We start from the raw sequence: 14,005 nt of genomic DNA on the forward strand, positions 1-14,005 counted from the left end.
GAGCTGAACGCCTAGAAAACCAGACGGAATTTGGCGAATCCATCGGTGCCTTCACCTGCGTCCTCGATCTTCACGCTTTTCACGTCAGCGAGGAACTGCTTGGCCTTCGGACCGCTCTGGAAGACGGCCGTCGTTCCCGGCAACGGTTTGAAGGTCCAGTTGCCGTCGGCCGACGGATTGATTGTGCGCTCTTCATGGACGAAGCGGACGATAACGTCACGATTGGTGTCCGGCGCCTGGAAGACGACCTTGTCGGCGGCGATTTCCGGAAACTTGCCGCCGCCGCCGGCGCGGTAGTTGTTGGTGACGACGACAAATTTCTGCTTGAGATCAATAGGCTTGCCGTCGAACTGCAGATTCTGGATGCGGTTCGCATCGGCATTTATCAACTTGCCGTCATCATCGAACCTGCGCGGTTGCGACAGGTCTATCTGGTAGGTGACGCCATCGATCACATCGAAGTTGTAGGATGGGAAGGCACTGTTCAGCAGGTCCGTGTCCTTCGATCCCGGTTTCACCTCGTTGAACATGGCGGCTGACATTTCCAGCCAATTCTTCACCTGTTCGCCAGTGATGGCGACCGCCTGAACCGTGTTGGGGTACAGGTAGAGATCAGCGACGTTCTTGATCGCGATATCGCCGGCGGGCACGTCGGTATAGTAGTCCGCGCCGCCGCGACCGCCGGCCTTGAACGGCGCTGCGGCCGACAGCACGGGCAGGTCCTTGTATTCGGTGTCGGCAAGCATCTGCTTGATGTACCAGGTCTGTGCCTGGCTAACGATCTGGACGGATGGGTCGTCGGCAACAAGCGCGAAATAGGAATAGAGCGGGGCCGATGTCTTGCCGACCGGAGTGCGCACGTAGGCAAGGGTGGCCTCATGCTCAGCCTTCGCAGCTTCGATGACGTCCTTTTTGTCGGCGACGTCGGCGATGACTTTCTTCTTATCATCGCGGTGGTAGATCGGCCGCGCTTCCGAGGTGAAGTCGACAATTCTCCAACCTTTGCCGTCCTTTTCCAGCAGGAGGTCAATGAGGCCGAGATGGGAGCCCCAGAAGCCCGCCATCACAGCAGGCTTGCCATGCAACGTGCCTTTCACCGGATCGGCATTCTGAATGCCATCCCAGGTCTTGGGACCGGGGAAGACGAGGTGCTGGTGCCCGGTAAAGATCGCGTCGATTCCATCGACCGCGGCAAGATGCAGCGATGCGTTCTCCATCTTCTCGGAGGGGGCCGCGCCGTCGATGCCGGAATGAGAGAGCGCGATCACGATACCCGCGCCTTCCTGCTTCATGACCGGCACCCAGGCCTTGGCCGCCTCGACGATGTCGCGCGTCTGCGCCTTGCCTTCGAGGTTCTTGATATCCCACAGCATGATTTGCGGCGGCACAAAACCGATGAAGCCGATCTTGATAGGGCTCTCGTTGCCGGCGCCGTCCTTGATTGTCTTCTCGACGATGAGATAGGGCTTGAAAAACAGCTCGTCCTTGGTCGGATCGGACGCGAGCTGGCCTTTGGTCAGGTTTGCGCAGACGAACGGGAAATTTGCCCCGTTCAGCACCTTGAACATGAAATCGAGGCCGTAGTTGAATTCATGGTTCCCGAGCGTGCCGACCGTGTAGCCGAGCGTGTTCATCGCCTTGATGACGGGATGTAGGTCACCGTCCTTCATCCCGCGTTGGTAGGCCATGTAGTCGCCCATCGGGTTGCCCTGCAGCACGTCGCCATTGTCGATCAGCAGCGAGTTGGCAGCTTCCGCCCGGATGTTGTCGATGATCGTCGCGGTGCGCGCCAGGCCCATCGTGTCGTTCGGCTTGTCGGAATAGTAGTCGTAGGGAAAGACGTTGACGTGAATGTCGGTCGTTTCCATCAGGCGAAGATGCGCCTGATTGGCGGCTGCGCGCGCGCTGAAAGGATGAAGAAGGATGAGCGCTGACGTGGCGGCCAGGCCGCCAAGCAACGAGCGGCGGGTCACTGGTGGCATTTCCAGAATGGAAGACATGAAAACTCCTTCGAAAATCACGCGTCGCCCAGCCATGGCGAGACTAGGGTGATTTGCGAAGGAGTAAACCCTGAAAATGACAGGAATTATCGCGAGAGGACTGGCTTTACTTCCTTGTGGAAGAACCGGAAGTATGAGGCCACCTGCGCACGGGCATTGGAGTTCGGGTCGAACTGAATTCCGAGGCGACCATTATGGCTCCAGCGGATGATGCCGTGAAGCGTGCCGAGGTCTTCGGCGATGATTTGCACGCGGCTGCCGGCCGCGGCGTGGATCGGCGACCGGATCTCGACGGCAACGCCAGTAACCGACATATCGAGGATGCGAGCATCAACTTCTTTGGTGAGATAGCGGACCTTGCCGAATACACGGCAGGACCGCCGCTCGGCCTTTCGGGCAATGATATTCAGATTACGCTGCATGTTACGCTCCACCAGAACATGTAAGTGAAATCTACTGGAGGAACATTAAGAATGCTCTAATTGATCGATCTAGAATTGCGGAGAGCCCCGCTGCAAACGTCCTCTGCGCGCAACGACGTGTTCGCGCCACACGGTGAAAATGCCTGCCGCCACGACGATGGCGGAGCCAACGATCATGGTGAGGCTCAGCTTCTCGCTGTAGATCACCACGCCGATGATCGATGCATAGACGAGTTGCAGATATGTCAGCGGCTGCACGGCGGCAGCATCCAGCATATCGTAGGCCCGGATGAGAAAATAATGGCTCGAGATGCTGGTCAGACAGACAAGCGTCATCCAGCCCCAGTCCCACCCCGACATCCAGGTCCAATAGAAAGGGCCGACAAGCGTCATGGCGATGCCGCCGACGACACCCGTGTAGAAGAAGCTCGTCATCGCCGAGTCGTCCCGACTGACAAGCCGCGTAGCGATGACGTAAAATGCGAATAGGAAGCATGAGAAGACAGCAAGCAGCAGCTTGACGTCGAAAAACTCGCCTTCCGGCTTCAGGATCAACAGCACCCCGACCAGACCCGCACCAATTGCCGTCCAGCGGCGCCAGCCCACCCGTTCGCCAAGGATCGGCATCGAGAGCAGCGCAATCAGAATCGGGGTTGCGGAAAAGATTGCCTGCGAGTGGGCTAGGCCGATCAGGGCGAAGCAATTGATGACAACGACAACCTGAGAGGCCAGCAAAACGCCCCTGAAGACCTGCAGGAGCGGCCTCTTTGTCTTGGCTGTCTGCTTGAGGCCACCCCTCATCTTGCAAGCAAGCGCAATGGTGAATGCGGCAAAGGCCCAGTAGCGGATCATGGTGATGAAGACGGGCGGATAGGCGGAGGCCAGGTGCTTCGAGATGCCGTCCTGCAGCGAGAAGATGGTGATCGCCAGCAGGACGAAAATATAGCCTTGGGTTTTGGATTTCATGCGTACGGGGTCTTATTGTGGGGGGATCAGGCAGAGGACGACGAAGCCGCTGCTCCGATTCTGCGACATTCTGCCGATTTCAGCTCTCTGTCAAAGCCCGACATTTGGCCTGTCGATGACTTCACGCAGGGCGAAGCTGGAGTTGATCTTTACGACATGCGGAAGCGCTGAGAGCCAGTCGCGATGGATGCGCTCGTAGTCCTCGAGGTCGCGCGCGGCGACGCGGAGAATGTAATCGTATTCGCCCGACATCAGATAACAAACCAAAACGTTCGGACAGCGTTTCACCGCGGCTTCGAATTCGGAGAGCGTCTTCGCAAATTGGCCCGACAGGGAGATGTGCACGATCGCGATCATCTTGTAGTCGAGCGCCTTGTGAGAGACGTGGGCGTGGTAGCCACGGATGACGCCGCGCTTCTCCAGTATATCAAGCCGCCGAGAGCAAGCCGATGGCGACAGTCCAACCTTGGCTGCAAGGTCGGCATTGGTAATGCGGGCGTCGGACTGAAGCGTCTTCAGAATCGCAAGATCGATGGCGTCGGGTTCTGACATTCGAAGAACTTTCGATTATTTGCTCTAATTCGCAATATTCTTCGAAAATCACCCGCTGCGCAAACCTTCTTTGCAAGGACATTTCGCGGGTGTGGTGGTTGGATTTCCCGGTCAAAAACACTCCGCGAAGCGGACATAATGAGAGAGGAACGCTCAATGCGTGTCGGTTGCCCGAAGGAAATCAAGAATCATGAATATCGTGTCGGACTGACACCTGCATCCGTTCGTGAATATGTCGCCCATGGCCACGAGGTCTGGGTTGAGACCAAGGCGGGCGCCGGCATCGGTGCTGATGACGCGGCCTATGCGGCCGCTGGCGCAAAGATTGCCGCCTCGGCCAAGGAAATCTTCGAGAAGTGCGATATGATCGTCAAGGTCAAGGAGCCGCAACCCTCCGAGTGGGCGCAGCTTCGCGATGGCCAGATTCTCTACACCTATCTTCACCTCGCGCCCGACCCGGAACAGACCAAGGGTCTCCTTGCGTCCGGCGTCACCGCTGTTGCCTATGAGACGGTAACGGACGATCGGGGCGGTCTGCCCCTCCTTGCGCCGATGTCCGAGGTGGCCGGACGCCTGTCTATCCAGGCTGGCGCGACCGCCCTGCAGAAGGCCAATGGCGGGCTGGGTATCTTGCTCGGCGGCGTTCCCGGCGTGCTGCCGGCGAAGGTCGCTATTATTGGTGGCGGCGTCGTCGGCCTGCATGCCGCCAGGATGGCCGCGGGCCTCGGCGCCGATGTCAGCATCCTCGACAAGTCACTGCCGCGTCTCCGCCAGCTTGACGATATCTTCGGCGGTCGCGTCCATACGCGCTATTCCAGCATTCAGGCTCTGGAAGAAGAAGTTTTCGCGGCAGACCTCGTCATTGGGGCCGTGCTCATTCCGGGCGCCGCCGCGCCGAAGCTTGTGACCCGCGAAATGCTGTCGGGTATGAAGCGAGGCTCTGTCATCGTCGACGTTGCCATCGACCAGGGCGGCTGCTTCGAGACGTCGCATGCAACGACCCATTCCGAACCGACCTACGTTGTCGATGACGTGGTGCACTACTGCGTCGCCAACATGCCAGGCGCCGTGCCGGTCACCTCGGCACATGCCCTGAACAATGCAACGCTGGTTTATGGTCTGGCGCTGGCCGATCGCGGCCTGCGTGCGATTGCAGAAGATCGTCACCTCAGGAACGGTCTCAATATCCACAAGGGACGCGTCACCAATAAGCCGGTGGCCGAAGCGCTGGGCTACGAAGCCTATGCTCCGGAAAGCGTACTAAACGTGGCGTAATTCCCATCACGTTACGTGAGGCAGGCTGGTCGCATTCTCCTGCGACCAGCCATCATCTGTCTATACGGCATTGATAGCAGTTATTGCGTGCCGACCGCACATGCACGTAGGCAATCTCAGGCCGCTCGAGGAGCTGGGTGGCATAGGAGCGGATATCGGGTGTCAGAGTTACCGCGCCTGTGCCGTACACGATTCGGTTATCGGCATTGTAACCGCGCACGATGAAATCCGGGCTGGTCAGAACCGGCGGCAGGACCTCTTCTGCGGCATAGCGCTCGCAGGGCTCCTTGTGAAGAAAGACCGGACCGGTCTCAGCATAGGGCTGAAGCTCCGGAAACGGCCGGTAGGCGAAGACCAGCAATTCCTCGCCGGCATCGATATTCTTCAGGCAATGACGGCAGGGATGGCCAGGCCCGTCGGAGACCATCGTCTCGGGCACGAAACCGTAGGCGTCTGTACCGCCGTTCCAGAGATTCTCCGCGTTGGCGGTGGGCATGGCGGAAAAGCGGATGTCGGTCATGGCGGATCTCCTTGATGATTGCCAAGAGATGCGCCTTTATCGGGGTAGAAACCACCCGATTCCTGCCAGAGCCCTCGAGGGCTCCAGCTCCTGGCCGACTCACCAGTCCTTCTTGCTCAACTCCAGAAGTTCCTTGTCGCTGAGCGGCCGGACGATGCCCGAACCGGTGGAGACCGGTGAAAAGCCGAACATCTGGTAGAGCTGCAAAGCGCGCGGGTGATCAAGATCGTTGGTCGTCGTCGTCACCCGCTTCGGATTGAGCGTCCAGATCGCGTAGAGCGCCTGCAGCAGGAACCACTTTCCGATCCCCAGACCAAGCGCATGCTCGAACAGCCCGAAGTGGCTGAGCTCGATCGTGTCCTCATCCTCGACGAAGTACTCGTAGAAGCCAGCAGGCGCGCCGTTGACGTAGAGCACGCTGATATTGTTGCGTTTGTCGTGCAGCGACCTGGCCAAATCCTCGTCAAGCATCCGCAGCCGGTCCACCCACTGCCACCTGGCACCGACCTGACGGTAGAGATAGCGATAGAATGGCAGCGGAATGTCGGGAGCCCGCATGATCGCCGTCTGGATGTTGATCGGCACCGGAAGGCTTGCCTTCGGCGGTGCCGTCATTTCCAGGCGCGTAATATGGGCTTTTAGGGAAGAGGGGGGCTTCACCATCGTGTCAGGCTTTGACCGGTTCCGGCGGACCGGTGACAACAGGCGTGTCGTCCCGGCCACCCCATTCGCTCCAGGAACCGTCGTAGAGCTTGTTGTCGGTATGGCCGAGGGATTCCAGCGCCAGCGTGATGATGGCCGCGGTGATGCCCGAACCGCAGGACGTGACCACGGGCTTCGACAGGTCTACGCCCGCCTCCTCAATCGTCTGCTTGAGTTCCGGCAGGGATTTGAAGCGGCCCTGGGTGGCGAAGACACCCGATGGCAGGTTTCGCGCGCCCGGCATGTGACCGGAGCGCATGCCAGCGCGCGGCTCAGGCTCGACCGCTGCAAAGCGGCCCGCGCTCCTGGCATCCGCTATCTGCAGCGCGCCGCGTGCAACGATCTCCCGCATGGCATCGAGATTGACGACCCGCGAGGCGTCATAGGTGGGCTTGAAAACCTTTGGCTCGTGGCGCGGAACGGTTGCCTCAAGCGGCCGGCCCTCCGCTTTCCATCCGTCCAGTCCGCCATCAAGAACGTACACATTCCGTGCGCCCATCACGCGAAACAGCCACCACACACGCGGCGATGCGAACATCCCGATGCCATCATAGACGACGATATGATCGTTTTCCCCGATGCCGAGCTTGCCGACTTCGGTTGCGAAAAACTCTGGCGAGGGGATCGTGTGCGGCAGCAGTACGGAATGATCCGCGATCTTGTCCTGATCGAAGCGGATAGCGCCCGGGATATGGCCGGCGGCGTATTCGGCGTCGGCATCGCGCTTCTGCGCCGGCAGATAGAAGGACGCATCCAGGACGCGCAAATCCGGCTTGCCCAATTCCGCCTGCAGCCAATCGGCCGAAACGACGAAACGGCTCTTTTCTTCGCTCATTCTGCTCTCCCTGGGGCTTCAGGCTTCGTCGCCGGGAGCGCCGAAGCGAATACGGAAGCGACGGTTTTCCTTGCCCTTCTTTTCGATCTTGGCAATGTGAATCTGACCGACTTCCTGAGTTTCGGACACATGTGTGCCGCCGCAGGGCTGGCTGTCAATCGCAGAGTTTTCGCCGATGCAGACAAGGCTGACCCGACCGAGCCCGATCGGCGGACGGACGTTCTTGGATTTGACGATACCAGGGTTGGCAGCAAGCTCCTCGTCGGTGATCCACTGCAGGTAGACCGGATAGTTCTGCCGCACCAGTTCCATGAGTTTTTCGGTGACGTCGTCCTTGTCGATCGTCTGGGTCATATCGAAGTCGACACGGCTCTCATCCTCGCCGACAGCTGCACCCGTGATCGGATAGGAGCAGACGACGGAGAGCAGGTGACAGGCGGTGTGCATCCGCATAAGCTTGTAGCGGCGCGGCCAGTCGACATGCAGTACCAGCTTCTCGCCGACGGCCGGCTGTTCCTGGCCCTCGAGCGGCACATGCACGACGATGTCCTTGGTCGCTCCATGCTTCGTCTGCCCAAGCGTGATCTTGCTGCCATCGGCGCGCTCGAGGAATCCCGTATCGCCCGGCTGGCCTCCCGATGTCGCATAGAAGCAGGTTTGATCCAGCTCAATGCCCCCGTCGTCGTGAACGGCGGTTACCACCGCCTCGCATGTCGAAAGATAGAAATCGTCACGATAGAGGGCATTGACGGGCATGGGGTCTCACGCTGCTGGTTCGTATGGGATCTGTATGTCTTGCGTCTTGGCGAGCCACGCCGGAACCGGCAGGCCCTTCGACGTCAGGAAATCGGGGTTGAAAAGCTTGGACTGGTAGCGGTTGCCGTAGTCGGCGAGGATTGTCACGATGGTATGGCCGGGACCGAGCTCCTTGGCAAGGCGTACTGCGCCGGCGATGTTGATTGCCGTCGATCCGCCCAGGCACAAGCCTTCATGCTCGACGAGATCGAAGACGTAGGGCAGGGCTTCCGCATCCGAAATGCTATAGGCGAAATCGGGCGTGAAGCCTTCAAGGTTCGCTGTGATCCGTCCCTGACCGATCCCTTCGGTGATCGAGGAACCCGACGCTTTCAATTCGCGGTTCTTGTAGAATTCGTAGAGCGCGGCTCCGTCGGGGTCGGCCAGGCCGATCTTGATGTCCTTGTTGAATGCCTTGAGGCCGGCGGCCACACCCGCAAGCGTCCCGCCAGAGCCGACGGAGCAGATAAAGCCGTCGACTTTGCCGTTGGTATCGTTCCAGATCTCGCTGGCCGTCGTTTCGATGTGCGCCTGCCGGTTGGCGACGTTGTCGAACTGGTTCGCCCAGATCGCGCCGTTGGGATCCGTCTTCGCCAGCTGTTCGGCCAGCCTTCCTGAGACCTTCACATAATTGTTCGGGTTTTTGTAGGGAACGGCGGGCACCTCGACGAGTTCGGCGCCGAGCAACTTCAGCGCATCCTTCTTTTCCTGGCTCTGCGTCTCCGGGATGACGATTACGGTCCGGTAGCCGAGCGCCTTTGCAACGACCGTCAGGCCGATGCCGGTATTGCCGGCGGTCCCCTCGACAATGACGCCGCCCGGCCGCAGCACGCCCTTCTTCTCTGCGTCGCGAATGATGTAGAGCGCCGCGCGATCCTTGACCGACTGGCCGGGATTGAGGAATTCCGCCTTGCCGAGAATAGTGCAGCCGGTCGCTTCCGACGCACCCTTGAGCTTGATCAACGGGGTGTTGCCGATTGCCTCTAGAACGGAGGGATGGACGGTCATGGACTCTGCCTCTTTTGAACGCTTAGTTTAGGAACGGTCTTTTCCCTTCACAAGGCTAGGTTGGCAAGAAATGCTATTCCATCCCTTTGAGCGCAGCGACAAAATTAGACTTCGCTGCCGTCCAGGCACTCGAGCCAGAGCCGTTCGCCGGCCTTGTGATCCGGAGATTGACTTTCAGCGTAGGGATGACGACAAAGCAGTCTCTAGAAGAAAAAACAACCGAAACCGTCATGGTTCATGAGCATATCGACACGGTCGATGCGTTGATGGCGCATTACGTCGCCGGATCCCTTCCTGAGCCGGCACGCGTGCTGGTCGAATCGCATCTTGAAATGAAGCCCGATCATCGCTTGCTGGTGAGAGATCTGGAATCCCTTGCTGGGGAGGCCCTCGAGGAGACACCCGAAGCCGCAATGGGCGATCGCCAGGTGCGCCTCGCCGCGGTCTTCGCCTCTGCGCTGCCAGCTGAAAAGCCAGCCGACCTGCCGACAAAACAGGGGTTCTTCCCGAAGGCGATTCGCAACCTGGTCGGCTATGATGTGGATACGGTCCCCTGGAAGACGAAGCTTCCCGGCTTCAAGGAGTACTCGACCGATATCGATGGCTGCGAAGTCAGCCTGATGTGGATCAAGGCTGGCCGGGCTTTGCCTGCACACACCCACAAGGGCATGGAGCTCACCTTGATCCTGGACGGCGCGTTCAACGACAGTCGCGGCCATTTCGGGCCTGGCGACATCTCCGTAGCGGACGAGAGCGTCGACCACCGACCTGTTGCCGAAAAAGATCGTCCCTGCATCGCGTTTTCGGTTTTTGACGCGCCGATCAAGCTCACCGGCTCCTTCCCCCAGTTCATCCGAGACCTGATCGGCTGAAAGCAGCCACAATGGCGTGATATTCCCTTGAAACCGGGAGATGGCGAGGAACTCCCGGACCTGTTTTGACGTTTGGAAAACAGCCCGGAGGAGATGTGCCATGCCAGATTTCGTCGCCCGTCCCGAACATGGAATAGCCTGGATATCGGGCGCGAGTTCCGGAATCGGGCGAGCGTTGGCATTGAAGCTCGCCGGAGACGGATACAAGGTCGCCGTCACCGCTCGCGACCACGAGAAGCTTGCGGAATTGCAGGCCGAGGCTTCGGACCTACCCGGCAGCATCATCGTGCTCGACGGCGATGTCACCAACGCCGAAGACATGGAGCACGTGCTTGCGTCAATCGAATATGAACATGGCGCACTTGCGCTGGCGGTTTTCAATGCGGGGGTCTATTTCCCCGTCCACGCGGAAGAACTGAAGCTCAGCGATTTCGAGCAGAGCTTCGCGGTCAATCTGCAGGGTGTCGTGAATTGCCTCATCCCGGCCGTGCGGCACATGAAGGCCAAAGGGCAGGGGCAGATCGCCGTCGTTTCATCGGTATCAGGCTATGGCGGCCTGCCGACAAGCGCGGCCTACGGCGCGACCAAAGCCGCCTTGATCAACATGGCCGAGAGCTTGAAATTCGATCTCGACAAGATGGGCATCCGCATTCAGCTCATCAATCCGGGCTTCGTCGATACCCCTGCGATTAAGAAGAACAAATTCTCGATGCCCTCGCTGGTCTCGGTAGAGGAGGCCGCCGAACAGATTTCGGCAGGACTCAAGTCTCAACGCTTCGAGATTACCTTCCCGAAGCGCTTCACCTACATGATGAAGCTCGTCAATTTTCTTCCCTACGGGCTCTATTTCTGGCTGGTCAATCGCTCGACGGGATGGCGGGAGCGACCGCTTGAAAAGCACGCCCGTCCGGCGATGCCGCATCCTGCGGAGTGATGTTCAGTTTCCAGGCAAGGACGAGGCGGATGACGGCCAGACAGGAGGTCATCTGCCTAAAAGGGCCGCCATCCGCTCTCGTCAGCTCCGCGAATAGACGTCCTGGCGAACGTCTATGTTCTAGTGCGGAAGTCTGCTCACAATCGAAATAACTCGAACTCCCAACGGCCGTTTGAAGCGCTCATCAAAACCAAATAGGCGAATGCGCTCCAATGTCGACCAAAAACGCTCGCGCCTTTCGGCAGGAGAATGGCGCAGTCTAATCAGAAACAAAAGTCTCTGACCAGTGACAATTCAGCTTCTGGGAGCGGTATTGCCACCGTGGCTTCCTCCGCCGAGCGGGTCGGCAGTACAAAAGGGGAAGGGCCGGTTACACCGGCCCTTTGGAAATCAACGATGTGTCAGATCAGTCGTCGCTTTCGCGGCAGGCGTCACTGATGGATACGCCGCTCTCGCTACCACGGGTATCAACACCCGAATTCGCTTGCGGCATGCCTCGGCAATCCAGCGCCTCGGCTGTGGTGTGATGCTCGGCGTTGTCATCGGGTCAACCGGAGCGACAGTGATCGGATGCGTGCCGTTTCACTGCTCGTTTAGTCGCCGGGGTAGGTGCTGGAGCTCGGATTTTTCGAGCCGCCATTGGTCGGGCCGATTGGGTCGGGAACGGATTGGGCAAAAGCGGAGGTCGCCAGACCAGCGGCAAAAATCGCGCGGATTTTTCACCGGTCGCCCAACCTTCGCGGGCTATTTCTTCTGCAGGTAAAATTGTTCCGATGCTGAGCCGAAGCCTGTATGCGCGAGGTGTTAGGAGGAGCATCTAGGGCTGAGCTCTTCGATCTCATTTTCCGGGAACTACACCAATGGCTGGCGTGGTCATTACCTGCTCCAACAAAAGCAGCGCGCCGGCTGACTTTATTGCGAAGTCCGCAGCGCGCAGCCGTTCATCGGAGGTTAATGCCTGTTAACCCAGGCTCGCAGCCTGAAAGGATGATCCGATGATGAAGAAGATTTTGGCCGCACTCGCAGCCATGGTCCTGGCTGGATCTTTCGCCCTGCCGCTAAACGCCGCGCCAATTGGCGTGCCGAAAGCAGCACCTATCCACACCGCCGACGTCGAGCAGGTCAAGCACCGCGGCCACGGTAACGGATATGCGAATGGCCACTGGAAGAATCGGCGGTACGCTTATCGCGACTGTCGGTATTACGGCTCGTGCTACCGTCCGCGGTATTACGGCTATCCCCGATACGGCTATCGCGACTATTACCCCTACAATCGTAGGTCAGGTGTGAGCCTGTATTTTAACTTCTAGTCAGCAGTGCCACGGGCGCCAACCGTGGCACCCACGAAAAGAAGCCGTCGGCGCGAATGTCGGCGGCTTTTCTTTGAGAACTGTCACTATCATCGACCGTATTCGACAGAGAATGTCACATCAACCTCGTAACCGAAGTCATCGCCGGTCGTGGTCGTGGGGCATCGCAGCTTTACAGTTCTGCTCGATACGGTCTCCCTGGACCCGGTCGGCAGCGAAAGTTTCATTAGAAAGTTTCCGGCTCCCTCATCCGACTCCAGGGGGGCATCATGCTCCAAGCCCCACGATCCCACCCAAATATTTGGGCGGTCCGTTGGGATCGATGCAAATGTATTCTCGACATAAGCGAATCCGATTGAATACGGGCGACCGGTTTCCGGCCAATCGTCAATATCCATCGTTGGGAGGTGGAAATCCTGCAATATGTTCATTGCACGGTGGTCATCGCCTGCGGAAACACGAAATCAAAACTCCCCTTCACCAACGCTGGATGGGTCGCCATCATTGAGAATGCGCATCTGGGGGAATTGCACCGTCACCCTCCGCCCGAGCGTCGCGAAGCTGCTCGTCAGCACGTCCCAGTTTCCGCCGGGATCGACGACCATGATCGTGAAATGAAAGGGGTTTCCGGGCACCAATGAATCCAATGTGACGTGATGCGTTCTGCCAGAACTGGGAGTGTTTTTTATCCTACCGACCGGGTCTCGGAGGACTGGGATCCAGCTGTCAAAACTTGGCGGCTCCATGGTTGCTCCAACGAATACAATATCCGTATGAACGGTTGTCTCGATGTGTGTACATGGAAGGTGCCGCCTGATCCGTTCTCACCGTCGGTTATGAGATCGGTTGTTTTCGGCGCGCCTGGCACCGCTGTTATGGTGCCAGTGCAGCGGACATGTGGGTCTGAGAGGGGGCCAGACCCATTTTCAAAGATGCCGACAACATACTTTTCTCCCGGCGCGATCGGCACAGCGTAAGTGCCGCTCAGCTCTGCCTTGTCTCCCTCGCCGGTCAGAATCTGGAGATCGGGACGCGACCACCGAGATCCTGGTCTTTTCTCCCAAAGTTCTTCTATGGCGTCTTTTTCGTAGAGGATCGTCCCTAAGCCGTGGGACGGGGCTGGAAAGTGGCTGTTATCGATAACAAGAACACCCACTGACCTCCCAGGGGAATGCATCTGTCCGCTTCGCTACTACGACGCCAGTTCCGAAGTATATTGCTGATTCCATGCTGCAGATCCCCAGTTTCAATACACCGATCTCGCAACGCCGTTGGAGGGCGCGCATTGGATTCAAGAATGCGGAAATTGAAGAGGGCCGGAGCCTGGCGGTCACGATAATCGAGACAAGCAGTGCGCAAATGCTATTATAGCGCGCATTTGGGTGGGAGAATTGTGAAAGATCGGACCGGACATACAAGCACTAGCCCGGCGGGCAGGGAGCCGGCGCCGGGCCTAACGCGGACCTGGATGTTGGGCGATGCAAGTCCCACAGCGTGTTGGAAGCGCTGCGTGAGGGAAACCGCTGAGGCGAGGAAAAGTTCCCGGTCTATGGTCGAACGGTGAGCAGCGGACGCAAATTTTCTGATTCCACCACAGCCTGGCGTGGACGTCGTAGAAGATTATCCACAGGAACCAATCGGCCAAACGCGATTTCAAAAGTGGGGAAAGAAAACGCCTGCTTTTGGAATATCAACAAAAGCAGGCGTTTATCTCTGAAACTGGCTCCCCGGGCCGGATTTGGCTCCTCTTTGTAAGCCGGTGGAGTTTCCTTGTATTGCGGCCTGTTTCGACAATTTCTGATCTGCTGGCGCCT

Annotated in this window: 14 protein-coding genes and 3 pseudogenes; 4 read left to right on the forward strand and 13 right to left on the reverse strand. The window is 58.6% G+C overall.

Annotated elements, in window-relative coordinates; genetic code table 11:
* Nucleotides 1-11: 11 nt before the first annotated feature.
* The 4 genes and pseudogenes from AF71_RS14520 to AF71_RS14535 all read right to left on the reverse strand — a co-directional run bounded on the left by AF71_RS14520 (nucleotide 12) and on the right by AF71_RS14535 (nucleotide 3,940).
* Nucleotides 12-2,000, reverse strand: a complete 1,989-nt coding sequence (locus AF71_RS14520) for a bifunctional 2',3'-cyclic-nucleotide 2'-phosphodiesterase/3'-nucleotidase (RefSeq protein ID WP_169681832.1) — start codon at nucleotides 1,998-2,000, stop codon at nucleotides 12-14.
* Nucleotides 2,001-2,092: 92 nt separating this feature from the next.
* Nucleotides 2,093-2,422, reverse strand: a pseudogene (locus AF71_RS14525) (PilZ domain-containing protein); the annotation flags it as partial.
* 69 nt (nucleotides 2,423-2,491) lie between these two features.
* Nucleotides 2,492-3,388, reverse strand: a complete 897-nt coding sequence (locus AF71_RS14530; protein WP_018856959.1) for a DMT family transporter — start codon at nucleotides 3,386-3,388, stop codon at nucleotides 2,492-2,494.
* A gap of 90 nt (nucleotides 3,389-3,478) precedes the next feature.
* Nucleotides 3,479-3,940, reverse strand: a complete 462-nt coding sequence (locus tag AF71_RS14535; protein ID WP_018856958.1) for an Lrp/AsnC family transcriptional regulator — start codon at nucleotides 3,938-3,940, stop codon at nucleotides 3,479-3,481.
* 156 nt (nucleotides 3,941-4,096) lie between these two features.
* Between AF71_RS14535 and ald the strand changes: the two genes are divergently transcribed.
* A complete protein-coding gene (gene ald, locus AF71_RS14540; protein ID WP_025659112.1) occupies nucleotides 4,097-5,215 on the forward strand; it encodes an alanine dehydrogenase in 1,119 nt (372 codons plus the stop codon).
* Nucleotides 5,216-5,267: 52 nt separating this feature from the next.
* On the opposite strand, the gene AF71_RS14545 is transcribed toward ald, so the two are convergent.
* The 5 genes from AF71_RS14545 to AF71_RS14565 all read right to left on the reverse strand — a co-directional run bounded on the left by AF71_RS14545 (nucleotide 5,268) and on the right by AF71_RS14565 (nucleotide 9,075).
* Nucleotides 5,268-5,735 (reverse strand): DUF1203 domain-containing protein, encoded by a 468-nt coding sequence (locus AF71_RS14545; protein ID WP_169681833.1) that lies wholly within the window; start codon nucleotides 5,733-5,735, stop codon nucleotides 5,268-5,270.
* 99 nt (nucleotides 5,736-5,834) lie between these two features.
* The gene (locus AF71_RS14550) at nucleotides 5,835-6,398 is read right to left on the reverse strand and encodes a GNAT family N-acetyltransferase (RefSeq protein WP_025659110.1); all 564 of its coding nucleotides are present in this window, start codon (nucleotides 6,396-6,398) and stop codon (nucleotides 5,835-5,837) included.
* Nucleotides 6,399-6,402: 4 nt separating this feature from the next.
* Nucleotides 6,403-7,272 (reverse strand): 3-mercaptopyruvate sulfurtransferase, encoded by an 870-nt coding sequence (sseA, locus tag AF71_RS14555; RefSeq protein WP_018856954.1) that lies wholly within the window; start codon nucleotides 7,270-7,272, stop codon nucleotides 6,403-6,405.
* An 18-nt stretch (nucleotides 7,273-7,290) separates the two neighbouring features.
* Nucleotides 7,291-8,028 carry an alanyl-tRNA editing protein gene (locus tag AF71_RS14560; protein WP_018856953.1) on the reverse strand — a complete coding sequence of 246 codons (738 nt, stop codon included), beginning with the start codon at nucleotides 8,026-8,028 and terminating at the stop codon, nucleotides 7,291-7,293.
* A gap of 6 nt (nucleotides 8,029-8,034) precedes the next feature.
* Entirely contained in the window at nucleotides 8,035-9,075 is a 1,041-nt protein-coding gene (locus AF71_RS14565; protein ID WP_169681835.1) for a cysteine synthase A, read from the reverse strand.
* A 230-nt stretch (nucleotides 9,076-9,305) separates the two neighbouring features.
* Here AF71_RS14565 and AF71_RS14570 point away from each other — a divergent pair, with 230 nt between their 5' ends.
* Both AF71_RS14570 and AF71_RS14575 read left to right on the forward strand, forming a co-directional pair.
* Nucleotides 9,306-9,947, forward strand: coding sequence for a ChrR family anti-sigma-E factor (locus AF71_RS14570; RefSeq protein ID WP_083929853.1), 642 nt, complete (start codon nucleotides 9,306-9,308; stop codon nucleotides 9,945-9,947).
* Nucleotides 9,948-10,047: 100 nt separating this feature from the next.
* Nucleotides 10,048-10,881, forward strand: coding sequence for an SDR family NAD(P)-dependent oxidoreductase (locus tag AF71_RS14575; RefSeq protein ID WP_018856950.1), 834 nt, complete (start codon nucleotides 10,048-10,050; stop codon nucleotides 10,879-10,881).
* 168 nt (nucleotides 10,882-11,049) lie between these two features.
* Here AF71_RS14575 and AF71_RS31675 read toward each other — a convergent pair.
* Nucleotides 11,050-11,183: pseudogene (locus tag AF71_RS31675) on the reverse strand (SAM-dependent methyltransferase); the annotation flags it as partial.
* Nucleotides 11,184-11,287: 104 nt separating this feature from the next.
* Nucleotides 11,288-11,597, reverse strand: a pseudogene (locus AF71_RS32250) (hypothetical protein).
* A 282-nt stretch (nucleotides 11,598-11,879) separates the two neighbouring features.
* On the opposite strand from AF71_RS32250, the gene AF71_RS14585 reads away from it, so the two are divergent.
* On the forward strand, nucleotides 11,880-12,191 hold the full coding sequence (locus AF71_RS14585) for a hypothetical protein (protein WP_026372080.1): 312 nt from the start codon (nucleotides 11,880-11,882) through the stop codon (nucleotides 12,189-12,191).
* Between the two features lie 464 nt (nucleotides 12,192-12,655).
* Here the strand turns inward: AF71_RS14585 and AF71_RS14590 are convergent, their stop codons facing one another.
* A complete protein-coding gene (locus AF71_RS14590; protein WP_169681837.1) occupies nucleotides 12,656-12,826 on the reverse strand; it encodes a hypothetical protein in 171 nt (56 codons plus the stop codon).
* Between the two features lie 912 nt (nucleotides 12,827-13,738).
* A partial coding sequence (locus tag AF71_RS31330) for a hypothetical protein (protein WP_210258267.1) occupies nucleotides 13,739-14,005 on the reverse strand: 267 nt, incomplete at its 5' end.

The sequence above is a fragment of the Rhizobium sp. 57MFTsu3.2 genome (genome assembly GCF_012932765.1).
GTDB lineage: Bacteria > Pseudomonadota > Alphaproteobacteria > Rhizobiales > Rhizobiaceae > Rhizobium > Rhizobium altiplani.